This window comes from Ralstonia sp. 25mfcol4.1 (assembly GCF_900104095.1).
In the GTDB taxonomy this organism is placed as follows: domain Bacteria; phylum Pseudomonadota; class Gammaproteobacteria; order Burkholderiales; family Burkholderiaceae; genus Cupriavidus.
Map to the genome: position 1 here is coordinate 1 of NZ_FNJO01000017.1, position 17,565 is coordinate 17,565.

The 17,565-nt window shown below is 65.3% G+C and carries 13 protein-coding genes and 2 rRNA genes; 11 read left to right on the forward strand and 4 right to left on the reverse strand.

Annotated features, from left to right (window positions below; all coding sequences use genetic code 11):
- The 6 genes from BLQ58_RS24060 to adeC all read left to right on the forward strand — a co-directional run.
- Positions 1-84, forward strand: a 23S ribosomal RNA gene (locus tag BLQ58_RS24060); the annotation flags it as partial.
- A gap of 122 nt (positions 85-206) precedes the next feature.
- Positions 207-320 (forward strand): 5S ribosomal RNA (gene rrf / locus BLQ58_RS24065).
- A 105-nt stretch (positions 321-425) separates the two neighbouring features.
- On the forward strand, positions 426-1,028 hold the full coding sequence (locus BLQ58_RS24070; RefSeq protein WP_254776108.1) for a hypothetical protein: 603 nt from the start codon (positions 426-428) through the stop codon (positions 1,026-1,028).
- Positions 1,029-1,817: 789 nt separating this feature from the next.
- Positions 1,818-2,981 carry an efflux RND transporter periplasmic adaptor subunit gene (locus BLQ58_RS24075; RefSeq protein ID WP_092602582.1) on the forward strand — a complete coding sequence of 388 codons (1,164 nt, stop codon included), beginning with the start codon at positions 1,818-1,820 and terminating at the stop codon, positions 2,979-2,981.
- A gap of 26 nt (positions 2,982-3,007) precedes the next feature.
- Positions 3,008-6,154, forward strand: a complete 3,147-nt coding sequence (locus BLQ58_RS24080; protein ID WP_092602584.1) for an efflux RND transporter permease subunit — start codon at positions 3,008-3,010, stop codon at positions 6,152-6,154.
- Positions 6,151-7,632 (forward strand): AdeC/AdeK/OprM family multidrug efflux complex outer membrane factor, encoded by a 1,482-nt coding sequence (gene adeC, locus BLQ58_RS24085; protein ID WP_092602586.1) that lies wholly within the window; start codon positions 6,151-6,153, stop codon positions 7,630-7,632. The genes BLQ58_RS24080 and adeC overlap by 4 nt, the downstream gene beginning before the upstream one ends.
- A gap of 193 nt (positions 7,633-7,825) precedes the next feature.
- Here the strand turns inward: adeC and rocF are convergent, their stop codons facing one another.
- Positions 7,826-8,728, reverse strand: coding sequence for an arginase (gene rocF / locus BLQ58_RS24090; protein ID WP_092602588.1), 903 nt, complete (start codon positions 8,726-8,728; stop codon positions 7,826-7,828).
- A gap of 344 nt (positions 8,729-9,072) precedes the next feature.
- Between rocF and BLQ58_RS24095 the strand changes: the two genes are divergently transcribed.
- Both BLQ58_RS24095 and BLQ58_RS24100 read left to right on the forward strand, forming a co-directional pair.
- Positions 9,073-10,599 (forward strand): MFS transporter, encoded by a 1,527-nt coding sequence (locus BLQ58_RS24095; RefSeq protein ID WP_092602765.1) that lies wholly within the window; start codon positions 9,073-9,075, stop codon positions 10,597-10,599.
- A 24-nt stretch (positions 10,600-10,623) separates the two neighbouring features.
- Positions 10,624-11,079 (forward strand): MarR family winged helix-turn-helix transcriptional regulator, encoded by a 456-nt coding sequence (locus BLQ58_RS24100; protein ID WP_092602590.1) that lies wholly within the window; start codon positions 10,624-10,626, stop codon positions 11,077-11,079.
- A 29-nt stretch (positions 11,080-11,108) separates the two neighbouring features.
- Here the strand turns inward: BLQ58_RS24100 and BLQ58_RS24105 are convergent, their stop codons facing one another.
- The 3 genes from BLQ58_RS24105 to BLQ58_RS24115 all read right to left on the reverse strand — a co-directional run bounded on the left by BLQ58_RS24105 (position 11,109) and on the right by BLQ58_RS24115 (position 14,503).
- Positions 11,109-12,386, reverse strand: a complete 1,278-nt coding sequence (locus BLQ58_RS24105; RefSeq protein ID WP_092602592.1) for a cobyrinic acid a,c-diamide synthase CobB — start codon at positions 12,384-12,386, stop codon at positions 11,109-11,111.
- Between the two features lie 161 nt (positions 12,387-12,547).
- Complete coding sequence (locus tag BLQ58_RS24110; RefSeq protein ID WP_092602594.1) at positions 12,548-13,213, reverse strand: response regulator; 666 nt, start codon at positions 13,211-13,213, stop codon at positions 12,548-12,550.
- A gap of 333 nt (positions 13,214-13,546) precedes the next feature.
- Positions 13,547-14,503 (reverse strand): LysR family transcriptional regulator, encoded by a 957-nt coding sequence (locus BLQ58_RS24115; RefSeq protein WP_092602596.1) that lies wholly within the window; start codon positions 14,501-14,503, stop codon positions 13,547-13,549.
- An 847-nt stretch (positions 14,504-15,350) separates the two neighbouring features.
- Here BLQ58_RS24115 and BLQ58_RS24120 point away from each other — a divergent pair.
- From BLQ58_RS24120 to BLQ58_RS24130, 3 genes are all read left to right on the forward strand, one after another.
- A complete protein-coding gene (locus tag BLQ58_RS24120) occupies positions 15,351-15,641 on the forward strand; it encodes a transposase (protein ID WP_217636069.1) in 291 nt (96 codons plus the stop codon).
- A gap of 176 nt (positions 15,642-15,817) precedes the next feature.
- Positions 15,818-16,084, forward strand: coding sequence for a hypothetical protein (locus BLQ58_RS24125; protein ID WP_092602600.1), 267 nt, complete (start codon positions 15,818-15,820; stop codon positions 16,082-16,084).
- A gap of 89 nt (positions 16,085-16,173) precedes the next feature.
- Positions 16,174-17,526 carry a DUF3300 domain-containing protein gene (locus tag BLQ58_RS24130; RefSeq protein WP_092602602.1) on the forward strand — a complete coding sequence of 451 codons (1,353 nt, stop codon included), beginning with the start codon at positions 16,174-16,176 and terminating at the stop codon, positions 17,524-17,526.
- Positions 17,527-17,565 lie beyond the last annotated feature (39 nt).

Sequence of the window (17,565 nt, forward strand, 5' to 3'; positions counted from 1 at the left end):
AGACCAGGACGTTGATAGGCTGGGTGTGGAAGCGCAGTAATGCGTTAAGCTAACCAGTACTAATTGCCCGTAAGGCTTGATCCTATAACCAGTGTGTTTGACCTGGTGGGACGTGAGTCCGCGTGTGCCACATGGCATACAACACAACCTCTTTACTACACCCCGATTCGCTGCGCTGATGCATGTCAGCGCGGCAACCCGTCATGCCTGGTGACCATAGCAAGTTGGAACCACCCCTTCCCATCCCGAACAGGACCGTGAAACGACTTTGCGCCGATGATAGTGCGGACTACCCGTGTGAAAGTAGGTCATCGCCAGGCTCTTATACCCAGAACCCCCAAGCCCCTAAAGCTTGGGGGTTTTGCTTTTGGGGCGTCCGAAACGTAGGAGCGATGCAGACGCCCCGGAAAGGGCACCGCAGGGCCTTGTACGTCACGCATTTTCAGGCACGCGGCGGTCTGAGGCGATGCAGCCCTTACCTGAGTCTTGTAAAAGCTCATCCAGATACCGGCTCGATCGCCGATATTTGCCTGATATTGTGCTTTTTAATCCACAAATATAGCCGGCACGGCTTTCGCTCCCACGTGGCTACAGGGACAGCACGTCCGTTGTTCCACCGCTTTCCGGAGCTGACCATGCCAATGATTCGACCCCGAAGTGTTATCGCCGCTGGCGCGCTTGCGCTGCTTTCGATATCGGCTTTTGCGCAGATGACGCCGGGCCCGCGCGATCCGTATACCCAAGGTGGTGCGACCGCTAGCGGGACTTACGATCCCAACACCAGTGGTGCTCGTGCCGGCGACAAGTTCGATCCCTACTCGCAGGGTGCGGACAGTTCGACAAGGCAAAACCTGGCGCCCCAACAGCAGACTTATCAGTCACCTGCTCCGTCGTACCAGCCAGCGCCGACTGCTGCGATGGCGCCCGACAGCGTGGGCGCGTCCGCCTATCGCGGTGACATGCGCTGGAGCGGCCCAATGCTCGGCAGCCGACTGGGCCCTCGCAATCGTTTCCTCGACGGTGCATAACCCACTTCGGCGCCACCGCGATACAAAATCCCCGCCCAATGGCGGGGATTTTCATTGGGGCGATTTCACCGCGGCTGGTTAACGTCACTGTCCCGCTCACGCAAAACACTGTCTCGCGAGCCCGGCAAGCCGGCCCGCATCCCTTCGATGTGGCGGCACTCCTTTCGAATTTCCCCGGTCCGATCGACTATTTCACTTCATTACAGCCAATTTTCTGTCATCCTGATTTATCTCCGAACTGGTAGCATATCGGCCGACGCCTGAAATTAGGCAGCATGCTTATTGAACTGTTTACCAGGCAGGCGGCTCAAATGCTGCATTGCGGTACGGACGGCTCACCTTGGAGGAGGGAGTCGTCGAAGCCGGGACTTCCGGCGTGATTGTGTGAAAGGCGCCACAAGGAACGTGAGCGTCTGCAGATATCGGTGAAAACGATTATTGTTGTCGGTCGGCAAGACGATGCCCGCACAGATTGGCGCACGGCCTTACGCATGCAACAGTAGTCCCGATAATCGAAGATCGGGCAGGACATTTGAGAGTACGGGGAGCAGGATCGTCCTGACGGGCGGCCCTGTGCCGGACGCGCGCGCGGCGTGGCCGGTGTTCAGTTTTTCCTCCAGGCCGGCCAAGCCGGCGAAAGCAGGGGCCCATGGCGACAATCCGTTGAGCCGTTATCCGATACGTGCCTGGTGACAGGCACGCCAATTGCGTCCACGCGCGCCGTGGCGCCCACCTGGCCCAGGCCGGGAACAAGAAGACCAATTCCGTTTCATCCTCGAGGAAATCGCTATGCAAGCAATGCGCGCCAGGCGTGCTTTGATTCCAGGCATGCTGGCTCTTGCCGTGACGGCTCTGACCGCCTGCGGCAAGAAGAACGAAGCCCCCGCGGCCCAGACGCCTGAAGTGAAAGTTGTCACGCTGAAGGACGAAACCGTCACGCTGGATACGTCCCTTCCCGGTCGCACCCTGCCTTACCGGATCGCCGAAGTACGCCCGCAGGTCAACGGCATCATCCAGAAGCGTCTGTTTGTCGAAGGCACGGACGTCAAGCAGGGCCAGCAGCTTTACCAGATCGACCCGTCCACCTACGAAGCCACCGCGAAGAGCGCCGAGGCCACGCTAGCGTCGTCGAAGCTGCTCGCCGAACGCTACGGCCGTCTGGTCGGCGACGAAGCGGTCAGCAAGCAGCAATATGCCGAAGCGCAGGCGTCGTACCTGCAGTCGAAAGCTGCCGTGGACCAGGCCCACATCAACCTGCGGTACACCCGTGTGCTGGCACCGATTTCGGGTCGCATCAGCCGTTCGCTTGTGACGGAAGGCGCGCTGGTCACCAATGGCCAGGCCAACGCGCTGGCCACGATCCAGCAGCTCGACCCCATCTATGTGGATGTGACCCAGCCGTCGGCGGCGATCCTGCGTCTGCGCAAGGAACTGTCCGATGGCAAGCTGCAGGGCGCCGGCGCCAATGCCGCCAAGGTGACGCTGCAGCTCGAGGATGGCAGCACCTACGCCCAGCCCGGCCGGCTGGAATTTTCCGAAGTGGCCGTGGACCAGAGCACCGGATCGGTGACGCTGCGCGCGGTGTTCCCGAATCCGCGCAATGAACTGCTGCCCGGCATGTTCGTGCACGCGCGCCTGGCCGAGGGCGTGCGGCAATCGGCCATCCTGGCGCCGCAACGTGGCGTGACGCGTGACCTGAAGGGCCAGCCCACGTCGCTGGTGGTCAACGCCAACAACGAAGTGGAACTGCGCGTGCTCAAGACCGACCGCACCATCGGGACCAGCTGGCTGGTGACCGACGGCCTCAAGGCCGGCGACCGCGTCATCGTCGAAGGCCTGCAGTTCGTGCGCCCCGGCGCCAAGGTGAAGGCTACCGAAGCCACTGCGGCGCAGGCGGGCGCGGTACCTGCCTCCGCACCGGCCGCCGCTTCGGCGCCGGCCGCCAAGTCCTGACCGGGACCGACGCATAAGGATTTGCCATGTCTAATTTCTTTATCGAGCGGCCGATCTTCGCGTGGGTGATCGCGCTCGTGATCATGCTGGCGGGCGTGCTGTCGATACGCTCGCTGCCGGTCACGCAGTACCCCGCCATCGCGCCGCCCACCATCGCCATCTCGGTGAACTATCCGGGTGCATCGGCCCAGACCGTGCAGGACACGGTGGTGCAGGTGATCGAGCAGCAGTTGAACGGCCTGGACCGGTTGCGCTACATCTCGTCGGAGTCGAACTCCGACGGCAGCATGACCATCACGGCGACGTTCGAGCAGGGCACCAACCCCGATATCGCGCAGGTGCAGGTCCAGAACAAGCTGGCCCTGGCGCAGCCACTGTTGCCGCAGGAAGTGCAGCAACAGGGCATCCGCGTGACCAAGTCGGTGCGTAACTTCCTGATCATCGTCGGCCTGATCTCGACCGATCCGGCGACCACGCGGGAAGACCTGTCGAACTACATCGTCTCGAACCTGCAGGATCCGATCTCCCGTACCTCGGGCGTCGGTGACTTCCAGGTGTTCGGTTCGCAGTACGCCATGCGGATCTGGCTCGACCCGGCCAAGCTCAACAGCTTCCAGCTGGCGCCGCTGGACGTCAGCAATGCCATCAAGGCGCAAAACGTCCAGGTGGCTTCGGGCCAGCTGGGTGGCCTGCCGGCGGTGCGTGGGCAGCAGCTCAACGCCACGGTGATCGGCAAGACCCGTCTGCAGACCGCCGAGCAGTTCGGCGACATCCTGCTGAAGGTCAACCCCGATGGCTCGCAGGTGCGCCTGCGCGATGTGGCCGAAGTTGGGCTGGGTGGCCAGGATTACTCGATCAACGCCCAGTACAATGGCAAGCCCGCGTCGGGTATCGCCATTCGTCTGGCATCGGGCGCCAACGCGCTCGAAACGGTCAAGAACATCCACAACACGCTGAACCAGCTGGAGCCGTCGTTCCCGCCGGGCATCAAGGCCGTGTTCCCGTATGACACCACCCCGGTGATCGCCGATTCGATCCAGGAAGTGGTCAAGACGCTGCTCGAAGCCATCGTGCTGGTGTTCCTGGTGATGTATCTGTTCCTGCAGAACTTCCGTGCCACGCTGATCCCGACGATCGCCGTGCCGGTGGTGTTGCTGGGCACGTTCGGCGTGCTGGCCGCGTTTGGCTATTCGATCAACACCCTGACCATGTTCGGGATGGTGCTGGCCATCGGCCTGCTGGTGGACGACGCCATCGTGGTGGTGGAAAACGTCGAGCGGGTGATGTCCGAGGAGGGGTTGGGGCCGAAGGAGGCCGCCCGGAAATCGATGGGCCAGATCCAGGGCGCCCTTGTGGGTATCGCGCTGGTGCTGTCCGCCGTGTTCCTGCCGATGGCGTTCTTTGGTGGTTCCACCGGTGTGATCTATCGCCAGTTCTCGATCACGATCGTCTCGGCGATGGTGCTCTCGGTGCTGGTGGCGCTGATCCTGACGCCGGCGCTGTGCGCGACGATGCTCAAGCCCATCGAAAAGGGCGACCACGGCGAGCACAAGGCTGGTTTCTTCGGCTGGTTCAACCGGGGCTTCATCCGGTCCACGCAGAAGTACGAGCGTGGCGTGGTGGGCATCCTCAAGCGCCGCGCGCCGTTCCTGCTGGTCTACGTGCTGATCCTGCTGGTCATGGGCTTCCTGTTCACGCGGATCCCGACGTCGTTCCTGCCGGAAGAAGACCAGGGCGTGCTGTATGCCCAGGTGCAGACGCCGCCGGGTTCGTCGGCCGAGCGGACGCAGGCCGTGCTGGACCAGATGCGCAACTACCTGCTCAATGACGAAGGCAAGATCGTGGAATCGCTGTTCACGGTCAACGGCTTCAACTTTGCCGGCCGTGGCCAGAGTTCGGGTCTCGCGTTCATCCTGCTCAAGCCGTTCAAGGATCGGGAAGGCGATGCGACGAGCGTGTTCGACCTGACCAAGCGCGCGCAAGCCAAGTTCAGCACGTTCCGCGATTCGCTCGCCTTTGCCTTTGCGCCGCCCGCGGTGCAGGAGCTTGGCAATGCCACAGGCTTCGACTTCTACATGCAGGACCAGGCCGGCCTGGGCCACGAGGCGCTGATGGAAGCACGCAACAAGTTCCTGGCGCTGGCGGCCAAGAACCCGGCGCTGCAGCGCGTGCGTCCGAACGGCCTGAACGACGAGCCGCAGTACGTGCTGGAGATCGATGACGAACGCGCCCGCGCGCTGGGCATCTCGCTGAGCGACATCAACAGCACGGTGTCGATCGCGTGGGGTTCCAGCTACGTGAACGACTTCATCGACCGTGGCCGCGTCAAGCGCGTGTACCTGCAGGGTCGTCCCAACGCGCGGATGAACCCCGAGGATCTGAACAAGTGGTTCGTGCGCAACGACAAGGGCGACATGGTGCCGTTCTCGGCGTTCGCTACCGGCAAGTGGGGGTATGGCTCGCCGAAGCTGCAACGCTACAACGGCGTACCTGCCGTGGAAATCCTGGGCGAGCCGGCTGCCGGCAAGAGTTCGGGCGAGGCCATGGCCGCCGTCGAGGACATCATGAAGCAAATGCCGCAGGGCATTTCGTACTCGTGGACCGGCCTGTCGTACGAAGAACGCCTGTCGGGTGCGCAGGCGCCGGCGCTCTACGCGCTGTCGCTGCTGGTGGTGTTCCTTTGTCTGGCGGCCTTGTATGAAAGCTGGGCGATTCCGTTCTCGGTGATGCTGGTGGTGCCGCTGGGGGTGATCGGCGCACTGCTGGCGACGCTGGCGCGCGGACTGTCGAACGACGTGTTCTTCCAGGTGGGCCTGCTCACCACGGTGGGCCTGTCGGCGAAGAACGCGATCCTGATCGTCGAATTCGCCAAGGACCTGCACGACCAGGGCAAGGGCGTGGTCGAGGCGGCAGTCGAGGCCTGCCGCATGCGTCTGCGTCCGATCATCATGACATCGCTGGCGTTCATGCTTGGCGTGTTCCCGCTGGCGGTGTCGCAAGGCGCCGGCGCGGGCAGCCAGCACGCCATCGGTACCGGCGTGATCGGCGGCATGATTACCGCCACCGTGCTCGCCATCTTCTGGGTGCCGCTGTTCTTCGTCGTGGTGACGTCGATCAAGGAGCGGCGCCGCAAGTCCGGACCGTCCTCCCAGGAAACGGGAGCCCAAGCATGAGAAAGACGCTACTTTGCCTGGCCGCAGCGGCGGCCCTTGCCGGCTGCAGCCTGATCCCGTCGTATGAACGGCCGGCCGCGCCAGTTGACGCGGCATATCCGCAAGGAGACGCCTACGCCGCTTCTGCCGGCGATGCGCAGGTGGCCGCCGCGGCGGAGCTTGGCTGGCGCGATTACTTTGCCGATCCGCGCCTGCACCGGCTGATCCAGGTTGCGCTGGACAACAACCGCGACCTGCGTGTGGCGGCGCTCAACGTCGACGCCTATCGCGCGCAGTACCGCATCCAGCGTGCCGACCTGTTCCCCGAAGTTGGGGCGACCGGCCAGGGCACGCGCCAGCGCGTGCCGGCGGATCTTTCCTCTACCGGCCAGCGTGTGATCAGCAGCCAGTACGGCGTGTCGCTGGGCACCACGGCATGGGAGCTCGACCTGTTCGGGCGGCTGCGCAGTCTCAGCGAAGCGGCGCTGGAGCAGTATTTCGCCAGCGAGGAAGCGCGCCGCAGCACGCAGATCGCGCTTGTGGCCAGCGTGGCCAATGCCTATCTGACGCAACTGGCGGACGAAGCGAACCTGCAGGTCACGCGCGACACGCTCGGCGCGTACGAGCGCACGTACAACCTCACGCGGCGCAGCTTCGAGGAAGGCATTGCATCGCGCCTGGATCTGCGCCAGTCGCAGACGCAGGTCGAAAACGCGCGCGCGCAGCTGTCGCGCTATACGCGCCTGGTGGCGCAGGATGTCAACGCGCTGACGCTGCTGCTGGGCGCCGGCATCCCGGCCGACCTGCCCGCAGGCCTGACGCTGGACCAGAAGCTCGTGGCGGAAGTGCCTGCCGGCATGCCGTCGGATCTGCTGCAGTTCCGCCCCGACATCCTGTCGGCCGAGCACCGCCTCAAATCGGCCAACGCCGATATCGGCGCGGCCCGCGCGGCGTTCTTCCCGCGTATCACGCTGACCGCCTCGGGCGGCACGGCCAGCCGCCAGCTGTCCGGCCTGTTCGATGCGGGTTCGGGTACGTGGCTGTTTTCGCCGCAGATCACGCTGCCGATCTTCACGGCCGGCAGCCTGCGCGCGAGCCTGGATTACGCGAAGATCCAGAAGGACATCAACGTCGCCACGTACGAGCGCACCGTGCAGTCGGCGTTCCGCGAGGTGTCCGATGGCCTGGCTGCACGCGGGACGTTCACGGATCAGGTCGCGGCGCAGACGCGGCTGGTGGAAGCCAGCGCGGACTACTACCGGCTTGCGGAGGGACGCTATCGCACCGGCGTCGACAGCTACCTGACCGTGCTCGATGCGCAGCGCCAGCTGTTCACGGCGCGCCAGGCGCTGATCGAGGCCCGCCTGAACCAGCTGACCAGCGAGGTCAACCTGTACAAGGCGCTCGGTGGCGGCCTGAACGAGGCGACCGGTGCGGCGGCACCCGATGCCGGCACCACCACGGGCAGCACGTCGAGCGACAGCAAGTCGTCGTCCTGACCCGCTCTGCGGCACGGTCCGCAGGCATGAAGGAGGCAGCTTCGAGGCTGCCTCCTTTTTTTCGCCATGGGTGGTTACGCTGCGCCGCCCATGTGCCGCATGGGCCTCGGGGCGGCCATTACGATTCGCCACAGGGCGGCGATGCGCACCGTCACCACGCGCCGCCAGCGGTGGGGCATGGCGCCGTAGCCGCCTACAACGTCGATTTTCCGAACAGGCTTTCGAGCAGTTCCACCACCAGTTCGGCCGTCTGGTTGTGCACGTCGCGCGCGGGATTCAGTTCGAGCACGTCGAGCGAGCCGAGCGCGCCGGTATCCTCGATCATCTCCAGGGCAAGGTGGGCCTCGCGGTAGGTGGGGCCGCCGCGCACTGGCGTGCCCACGCCGGGCGCGATCTGGCTGTCCAGGAAATCGACGTCGAAGCTGACGTGCAGGTGCGTATTGCCGTCGATGCCCGCCAGGGCGTGCTCCATGGTCAGGCGCATGCCGTTTTCGTCGATATAACGCATGTCATAGACGGTCAGGCCCAGTTCCCGCAGCCGCATCTTCTCTTCGGCATCGACGCTGCGGATGCCGATCTGGCGGATCTGCTGCGCCGACACTGCCGGCGTGACGCCGCTGAGCGCGGTCAGCGGCGCCGGGCCGTCGCCGCAAAGACAAGCCACGGGCATGCCGTGAATGTTGCCGGTTGGGCTGGTGCTGCCGGTGTTGGCATCGGCGTGGGCGTCGAGCCACAGCACCATCAGGCGCTTGCCCTGTTCGCGGCAGTGGCGGGCGGCTGCGCTGACCGACCCGATGGCCAGGCAATGATCGCCCCCCAGCAGCAGCGGCATGTGGCCGGCCGCCAGGGTTGCATAGGCGGTCTCGAAAACCTGCTCGTTCCAGGTCAGCACCTCCTGCAGATGTCGCATGCCGTCCACCGGCGCCTGCCACGGGTTGCCTGGACCGCTCAGGTTGCCCAGGTCGCGGACCTGCAGCCCGTTGCGGGCCAGCGCGCCGGCAATGTCGGCCACGCGCAGCGCGTCCGGGCCCATCGATGCGCCGCGAATGCTTGCGCCGACATCGGTGGGCGCGCCAATCAATGTGACTGCCTTCATGCAATCTCCCGGGGGCTGGACGATGTGTTGCGGGCTTCCGGTTCAGGCCTGCGTGCGCCGCTGGGGTTCCCGCTCGTGCTGGAAGCGGCTGAAGTCTCCTGTGATGCACCCGCGGCCGGTCGATGAACCTGCTGCTACCCATCATCGCACCGATTCAGAAAGCCCATCGTAGGAACGCCAAAAATCTTCTGCGGAACAAATTCCGGGCCCTATAATCTGAAGATCATTGATCGCACAATTATTGATCGGGCAATAGAATGGCATCGGATTCGGGTCACGTGCAGGGCGAGGCGCAGTCGGACAGCAAAGGGCAGGTGTTGCCATTTCGCGAGTCGCTGCTGGCGATGCTTGGCATTGCCTTTGTCGTGATGCTGGTCGCGCTGGACCAGACCGTGGTGGCCACGGCGCTGCCGACCGTGGTGGCGGAGTTGCAGGGGTTCGAATACTACGCGTGGGTGGCCACGGCGTATCTGCTGACTTCGGTGGTCACGGTGCCGGTCTTCGGACGGCTTGGGGATTACTACGGGCGCAAGCCATTTGTGCTGGCGTCGATCGTCGTTTTCCTGATTGCTTCGGTGTTGTGCGGCATGGCTACGAGCATGCCGTATCTGGTGGCGGCGCGTGCGCTGCAGGGGATCGGCGGCGGCATGCTGGTCGGCACGGCGTTCGCCTGCGTTCCCGACCTGTTCCCCGATTCGCACGTGCGCCTGCGCTGGCAGGTGATTCTGAGCACGGCATTCGGGCTGGCCAACGCGCTCGGCCCGTCGCTGGGCGGGCTGCTGACCGAATGGTATGGCTGGCGCGCGGTGTTCTATATCAACGTGCCGGTGGGCCTGATGGGGCTGGTGATTGCCTGGCGCTACCTGCCCCATCTTCGCCAGTCGCGGCACGAGGGGCCGATCCGCATCGACTGGCTGGGGGCGCTGCTGATCGCGGCCGGGCTGGGCAGCCTGCAGTTGTCGGTGGAATGGTTGCCCGAGCGCGGCTTCGACATCGTGACCATCGGTCTGATGGTGCTGTCGTGCGCATCGTTCGTCGCGCTGTGGCAATGGTCGCGGCGGTGCCAGGCGCCGATCCTGCCGCTCGACATGTTCCGCAATCCGGCGCTGGCGCCGCTGTTCCTGCTGGGCGTCCTTGGCGGTTTTGCGATGTTCGCGCTGCTGCTGTACGCGCCGCTGCTGTTCCAGGGCGGGTTTGGCTATTCGCCGAAGGAAGCCGGCCTGCTGGTCACGCCGCTGGTCGTCTGCATTACCGTCGGCAGCATCGTCAATGGCCGTATCATTACGCGCATTCCGCAGCCCAACAGCATGCTGTATGCAGGGTTTGCCATGCTGGCGCTGGCGCTGCTAGGCCTGTCGCAGGCGACGCGCAGCATGCATCACAATGTGCTGCTGGCCATCATGCTCTGCGCCGGGCTGGGGCTGGGGTTCGTCCTGCCCAACCTGACCGTGTTCGCACAACAGACGGCCGGGCGCGCGCACCTGGGCATTGCCACCGCCATGTTGCAGTCCCTGCGGATGGTGGGCGGCATGGTAGGCACGGCGCTGGTGGGTACGCTGGTGACGCGCAGCTACACCACAGGGGTGACAGCGTCGCTGGCAGCGGTCAATGCATCGGACTGGGCGTCCAGGCTGACCGACCCGCAGATCCTGATCGACAAGGCCGCCCAGGCGGAATTGCTGACCCATCTGCAAAAGGCAGGGCACAATGGAGCCCTGCTGCTGGAGCAGGCGCGGGTGTCGCTGGTAAGCGCCATCCATCTTGGCCTGTTGCTGGCGGCCGTCGCGGCGCTGATCGGCATATGGCGGGTGCGCCGCGTACCGCCGATCACGCTGGCGCGGGTGCATGAACCCGCGATGGCCGCGGACTGATATCTGCCAACTGGAGACTCGATTTTGGAACTGGAGCGACAAAGCCTGGCCGTGCTGCAACAGTTCGGACGCACTTACCGCGCATACGCCGCCGCGTTCGAACAGCGCATCGGGCATCCGTTGCCGCGCTGGCGCATTCTGTTTGCCCTGTACGGGCACGAAGGCCCGATTGCGCAAAAGCCACTGGCTGACCGCGTTGGCATGGACCCCGGCGCCCTCACTCGCCAACTCAAGGCCCTGCAGGAACTGGGCTGGATCGAGCGTTCCACGAGCGAGCGCGACAACCGCATGACCAACGTGACGCTCACCCAGCTGGGCCGCGACATCGTTGACCAGGCCATGCCCCGCCGTTCGGCATTCCTGCAGGACGTACTGACGGGCGTGTCGGAAACCACGATGCACAACCTGTCGAAGGGGCTGGCCCAGCTGGAAGCGGGCATTGCCGACGCCGTGGCACGCACCGAACGCGACGCCGCCTGACGGGCCTGGCGCCGCCTATCGCACTTCGGTCAGCACGCGCCCAGCACCGCCGCGATCGCGGCGGGATTCGACGGAAAATAGAAGTGGACGTACGACGCGGTGAGGCTGCCGGCCTGATACACCGCTTCGCCTGGGCCGCCATCGCGCGGCGACACGGCCCGGACCGCAGGCGTCAGCGGCGTTGCTGCGCTCGAATAGTGGAACGTATGGCCGCGCAGCGCTTCGCCGGTACCGGGTAGCGTGACCATCTGGTGGCCAATCGCGGCCAGCCTGCGCTGCATCGTCACCGTTCCCGGCAGCAGCCCCGCCATGGCATGGCTGACGCCGTCCTTGTCGACGAGGCGCTCGAACAGCGCCATCATTCCGCCGCATTCCGCCAGTATCGGCACGCCGCGCGCGTGCGCGTCGCGCAGCGCATCGCGCATCGTCGTGTTGGCTGCCAGCGTGGCGCCGTGAAGCTCAGGGTATCCGCCCGGCAGCCACACGGCGTCGCAAGGCGGCAAGGCGCGGTCGCGCAGCGGCGAAAACCACGCGATATGCGCGCCCAGTGCGGTCAGCGTATCGAGGTTGGCCGGATAAATGAACCGGAAGGCGTCGTCACGGGCAATGGCGATGCGCTTGCCCGCCAGCAGCCGCGGCGGCGGCGCTGCAGGGCTGGCCGGCGCAAACGCAATGGGCTCCGGCAGGTGCGACAGCGGCAGTGCGGCCAGCGCGTCGGCCAGCGTATCGAGCCGCGTGGTCAGGTCCGGCAGTTCGTCGGCGCTGAACAGTCCAAGATGCCGCTCAGGCAGGCTGGCCGATGCATCGCGGGCCAGCGCGCCGGCCCAGGCAATGCCCGGCGGCAAGCTTTCGCGCAGCATCTCGGCATGGCGGGCCGTGCCAACGCCATTGGCCAGCACATGCATCGCCCGGAACGGCTCGCCGTAGTGCGCCAGCCCGTAGGCCAGCGCACCGAACGTCTGGGCCATCGCGCCAGCCTGGATCACCGCCAGCACCGGCAGGCCGAACAGGCGCGCCACATCGGCGCTGCTCGGCGTGCCGTCGTGCAGGCCCATCACGCCTTCCACCAGGATCAGGTCCGCCTCGGCCGCTGCGTCGGCCAGGCGCGCCCTGGCATCGGCTTCGCCCGTCATCCAGAGATCGATCGACTGCACTGGTGCGCCGCTTGCGGCAGCCAGCAGCGTCGGGTCCAGGAAATCGGGCCCCGTCTTGAAGACCCGCACGCGGCGGCCCTGGCGCGCGTGCAGGCGTGCCAGCGCCGCGGTGACGGTGGTCTTGCCCTGACCCGACGCCGGTGCGGCGATCATCAGGGCGGGCACCGTGCGGGCAGGGGGCGCGGCGGGCGGCAGTGAAGGCGGTGGCGATGTCGGCAACATGAACGTAGAGGATGCGGCGGGCCAGCCCCCGCACGGTGATGGCTTCCGGGGAGGCGGCTGGTGTGGCGGATTATAGCGAGCGGCATCCATGGTCATCCGCCTTGTGGCAGCACCATGCCTTGCAAGGCCGCGCATTCGAACAGTTCGCGGTCGTTCGTGACCCCGAGCTTGTGCATGGCGCAGTTCTTCTGCCGGCTGATGGTCTTGACGCTGCGGCACAGCGTGGCGGCAATCTCGGTCACCGAGCGGCCGGTCAGGTACAGGCGCAGCACTTCCGTTTCGCGCGCCGACAGCCGCTGCATGCCTTCGCGCCCGATCGGCATCATGGGGCGCACTTCGGTCGGCGCCAGCGCCCGCAACGCCGACTTGCCGATATAGGTGAAGCCGCGCTGGGCACGCACAATGGCCGTCACGATTTCGGACAGCTGGCTGTCCTTGAGCAGCAGGCCCTGCACGCGGACATCGAGTATCGTGCGCAGCACCAGCGGGTTTGTGATCATCGTCAGCACCACCACTGACATGGCCGGATAGCGGCGGCGCAAGGCCGTGATCAGTCGTACGCCATCGAGCTCGGCCGGCCCTGGCATGTGATAGTCGGTGACCACGACATCGGGCCGCAGGGTGTCGGCCTGCTGCAGCAGCTCGGTGGCACTGATCACTTCCCCGCAGACCTCCCAGCCGGTCTGCGTCTGCAACCTGGCCCGGATCGCCGCCGTAATGACGGGGTGGTCGTCGGCCAGCAAAATCCTCAACGTCATCCATCGACTCCTGTCCTGTACACATGGCTCTTCAGCGTTCGGTTTCGCGCTGGCGTCAAAAAATGCGCCGCACGCGGGAGTGGCGTGCGGCGCCAACACGCATCGACTGCGTGCACGCGCGAGGCGGACTGCATGGGAGACAATCCGCAACGCTGCGATGCCCGGCGAGGTTAATGCCCGCAGACGCGGATGGGAGTAAGAGGATTCGCAAAATGCACGAAAGACTCCTGCGATTGCGCAGGCGAAATGCAGACGGCCCCGCGATGTCGCCATCGCGGGGCCGTCTCGGCGGGTAGGGGGCGTGTGGGACCGGTGCTGGCCGGTCCGTCCGGCTCAGGCGATCGCCGCCAGCGCGGGGGCGCGGTGCTGTGCGTGCCGGCGTCCGTCGATGGCCTTGAGCGGGTCGCGCAGGATCGAGGCGCCGACGTCCATGATGTCGCGCAGCGCGGCGGGGTCCTGTGCCCGCTGCGGCGTCCAGAAGTGCAGCGCCGCCCAGGCGGGAAACGCCGCAGGCGGTGCCAGCAGCCGGGTCTTGCGGTCGCGCGTGACCAGCGGCACGTTGAAATCCAGGACCGGGCAGATGCCGCCGGCGGAATGCAGCAGCGTGATCTGCGTATGCCATGACGGCACCACGGTCTCGCGATGGCCTGGCGTATTGGCGCGCCGCGCCAGAAACGCATGCAACGGGCTGCCGCTTTCGCAGTCCTCCTGCAGCAGGATCCAGTCGGTCTCCGCCTCGTCGTTCGTGCCCCCGCGCGCGGCGCTCACCAGGCGTCGCGGCGTGGCCAGGATGCTATGCGGCAGCACGCTGTCGGGCACGTTGGCCCCGTCCACCACGAAGGCGCAATCGAGGTGACCGGCGTCGAGACTGTCGCCCAGCGACGCATCGGCAATGACCGGCCGCGTGACGAAGCTGTCGTGTGGAAAGCGTTCGCACAGCGTGGTGAGGATTTCCGTGATGACCGGATCGCCGATCGACGACGAAAACCCGATCGAAATGCGTCGGCGGCTGCCGGTGGCATGGGCCGCGTGGTCCTGCGGCTGGACCAGCTGGTTCCAGCGCGCAAGGATCTGCCGCGCCGTCTGTTCGAGCCGCAGCGCGTGGGGTGTAGGCTCCAGTGTGCCATTGCGCTTGACGAACAGCGCATCGCCGGTGATTTCTCGCAGTCGCGCCAGGCTGTAGGCTACGGTTGGAATGCGTCCCTGTGTACAAGCCGCTACCGCGCCGAGGTCGCGGTACTCCATGAGCAGGACAAACACATGCAATAGCTTGGTACTGACGTGCCGCATACTGACTTCTCCCGATCCGAGACTTCTGTTTTTTTGTTGTGGTGAAGCGTTGCAACGTCGTGACTGCGAGACCTGCCGTTGCCGGTCCTGACACCACGCAACGCCTGCGACCAATACAGCATGAAACTACAAGGGGCGGGAACGAAAAAACATGTACGCCCGGGCAATGCAACCCGCGCCTTTGCACGCGGGCACATCCACGAATGCCGCGCTTCTCCGACAGTGCATCGAAGGCATGTGCGGTACGGCAGTGGCTCCTCTTCCTCAGGCCCGGACCCGGCAATCGCCATCATCACCATGGCGGTGAAGGGGCTGCCGGACGCCTGTCTGCGAACGCCGGGAGGCGTGCCTTGCAGGCGTTTGAAATTTAGTTGATGCGAGGAAATCTTAATACAACATTTTGGAAACTACTAGAACGGCGTGCGATGTCACGTTTGTCATCTGGCTCGCAAAGGCCCTTTGTTCGCACATCCATACAAGGCGAAAACCCGCACGGCACGTACGACGCAGGGCGATGCGCCGACGCGGCACTGAACCGGAGGCGATTGGACGTGCATGAGAAAAGTGTTTCGGCCTGATGCTCGGGCATGAATTCGGAATCGGAATATTCCAACTTGGAAAAACCTAATTTGATTGCGCTGGCAATGCGTGCCCCATATGGGGGTCGAGTCCGCATGGGATTGCCGCTGCCAGCGGCATTGACCATGCCGATGCGTTCATTCAATTTGCTTAACTCGTGCGGCGAAGACACTGAATTCCTTTTGCACAAGGGGTGGGCTACCTTACCGGCATGAACGGCAGGCCGTTGCGCCCGCCGCGCGGGGGGAGGCCACGAGCGGAGGCATCGGTGAACAGACGCTATTCGGAGGAGCAGATCCGCATGTACCTCGCCGAGGCCGCGAATGGCGTGCCCGTGCGGGAGCTGTGCGCGCGCTATGGTTTCAGCGATGCCTCGTTCTACGGCTGGCGTGCCAGGTATGGTCCGACACGGCATGCCGACGTCGCCGACACGCGGCGCATGCGTCAGCTCGAGGAAGAAAATGTGCGCCTGAAGAGTATGCTTGCGGATGCGCTGCTGCAACTGGAGCTGCTGCGCAACCGAACCGGCAGGCGGAGCAACGGCAAGACGGATGGATGACATCGTGCCCGGACACCTCGCCTGCCGGAAGCCGTCGCAACGCGAACTCCGCGTTGCCAATGAATTCTGGAGTTTTTCTGGTGAGAAAGGTTTTGGCAGCCATTGCTGCAGCAGTAAGCGTGGTCCCGTTCGTTGCATACGGACAGGCGGCGCCGTCAACGGATCCGTCCACGCCGATGATTGCCCCGCTGCCGCCGCGCATGCTCGATCCCGCCACGTCAACGGTGGATGACCCGGGCGCCTCGTCAGGCACATCGCAGCGGGAGCATTGCCGCCAGCTGCTCGACAAGATCAATGCATTGCCTGCCGGGCCGCAGTGGTCGCAGGGGCAGTCGAACGTCACCACCGCCGACGGGCGCAGCTATTCCACGCTCGAACGCGCGCCGGAACGCAAGCGCCTGGAAGAAGCCTACCGGCAGGAGTGCGCGCAGGCGCGCAAGTAAGCCAATCAGTCAGTTCAGTTTGGGCAACGGCCTGGGCCAGCGTTGGCAGGCAGGTGTAGCGGTCCTTTTTCGTCATTGAGGGAGTGATCATGTTGCGCGTGCGACGAATCCTGGCCTGGCTGTTCGGGCTGACCCTGCTGGCCACGGCCGGCGGTGCGTTGGCCCAGGCCAAGCTGGACAAGCCACATCTCGACCAGTTGCTGGCGCCCGTGGCGCTCTATCCCGATGCGCTGCTGTCGCAGGTGCTGATGGCCTCGACCTACCCCGCCGACGTGGCGGCTGCCGCGCAGTGGTCGGCATCGAATGCGAGCCTGTCGGGCGACGCCGCCACCAAGGCGGTGGCCAGCGAACCGTGGGACCCGAGCGTGCAGTCGCTGGTGGCCTTCCCATCGGTCATGGACATGATGGGACGCCAGCCGCAATGGGTAAAGTCGGTCGGCGATGCGTTCCTGGCGCAGCCTGACGACGTCATGGATTCGGTGCAGCGGCTGCGCGCGCAGGCCCAGAAGGCTGGCACGCTGAAGACCACCGAGCAGCAGAAGGTGGTGACGCAGCAAAGCGGCGGTACGACGATCGTACAGATCGAGCCCGCCAATCCGCAGGTAGTCTATGTGCCCGCCTACAACCCCACGGTGGTCTACGGCACGTGGCCCTATCCGGCCTATCCGCCCGCCTACTATCCGCCGCCGCCGGGTTCGGTGTTCGCGACGTCGCTGGTGGCCGGCATCGGCTTCGGGCTGGGCGTGGCGGCCGTGAATTCGATGTGGGGTGGATTCAACTGGGGCGCGCATGACGTCAACATCAACGTCAACCGCTACAACAACATCAACGTGAACCAGCGGCTCGACGTGAACCGCGCCAATGTGAACTGGCAGCACAACCCTGCCAACCGCGGCAACGTGCCGTACAACAATCCAAACGTCGCCAACCGTTTCGATGCGCAGCGGCAGCAGGCACTGGCCAATCGTCCGCAGCCGGGACAAGCCGGTGGCCAGCGGCTGGGGCAGGGCGGCGGCGGCGTCCAGAACCCGCAGCGGCCAGGGCAGGCCGGTGGCGCGCAAAGCCAGCGCGACGCCGCGCGCGACCGCGCCGCACAGTCGTTCCAGGGACGGACCGGCCAGTCGATTGCCGGACACGGCTCGCCCGGCGTCAATCGCCCGGGCGGCGGGCAGAATCCACGTCCGGCCGGCGCAGACCGCCAGCATGCCGACCAGATGGACGCGCGCAACCGGGCGCGCGACAGCAATCATGCCAACGCCTTCCACGATGCCGGCAATGGCGACCGCATGCGCCAGCAGACCGAGCGTGGCGGCAGAGGACTGCAGCACGCCGGTGGCCAGATGCCGCAGCGGTCGATGCCGGCGCACGGCGGATTCCAGGGTGGCGGCCATTTCGGCGGCGGCGGTGCTGGCGGCGGTCATTTCGGTCACGGTCGGAGATAACGATGAGGCACAACCAGGGAACTGGCGGAAACGCAGGCC

Bases quoted from the DNA above. Each gene is read 5' to 3' on its own strand.
- BLQ58_RS24075 (WP_092602582.1), top strand. From the start codon at position 1,818: ATGCAAGCAATGCGCGCCAGGCGTGCTTTGATTCCAGGCATGCTGGCT.
- BLQ58_RS24080 (WP_092602584.1), top strand. From the start codon at position 3,008: ATGTCTAATTTCTTTATCGAGCGGCCGATCTTCGCGTGGGTGATCGCG.
- adeC (WP_092602586.1), top strand. From the start codon at position 6,151: ATGAGAAAGACGCTACTTTGCCTGGCCGCAGCGGCGGCCCTTGCCGGC.
- rocF (WP_092602588.1), bottom strand. From the start codon at position 8,728: ATGAAGGCAGTCACATTGATTGGCGCGCCCACCGATGTCGGCGCAAGC.
- BLQ58_RS24095 (WP_092602765.1), top strand. From the start codon at position 9,073: ATGCTTGGCATTGCCTTTGTCGTGATGCTGGTCGCGCTGGACCAGACC.
- BLQ58_RS24105 (WP_092602592.1), bottom strand. From the start codon at position 12,386: ATGATCGCCGCACCGGCGTCGGGTCAGGGCAAGACCACCGTCACCGCG.
- BLQ58_RS24110 (WP_092602594.1), bottom strand. From the start codon at position 13,213: ATGACGTTGAGGATTTTGCTGGCCGACGACCACCCCGTCATTACGGCG.
- BLQ58_RS24115 (WP_092602596.1), bottom strand. From the start codon at position 14,503: ATGCGGCACGTCAGTACCAAGCTATTGCATGTGTTTGTCCTGCTCATG.
- BLQ58_RS24125 (WP_092602600.1), top strand. From the start codon at position 15,818: ATGATTGCCCCGCTGCCGCCGCGCATGCTCGATCCCGCCACGTCAACG.
- BLQ58_RS24130 (WP_092602602.1), top strand. From the start codon at position 16,174: ATGTTGCGCGTGCGACGAATCCTGGCCTGGCTGTTCGGGCTGACCCTG.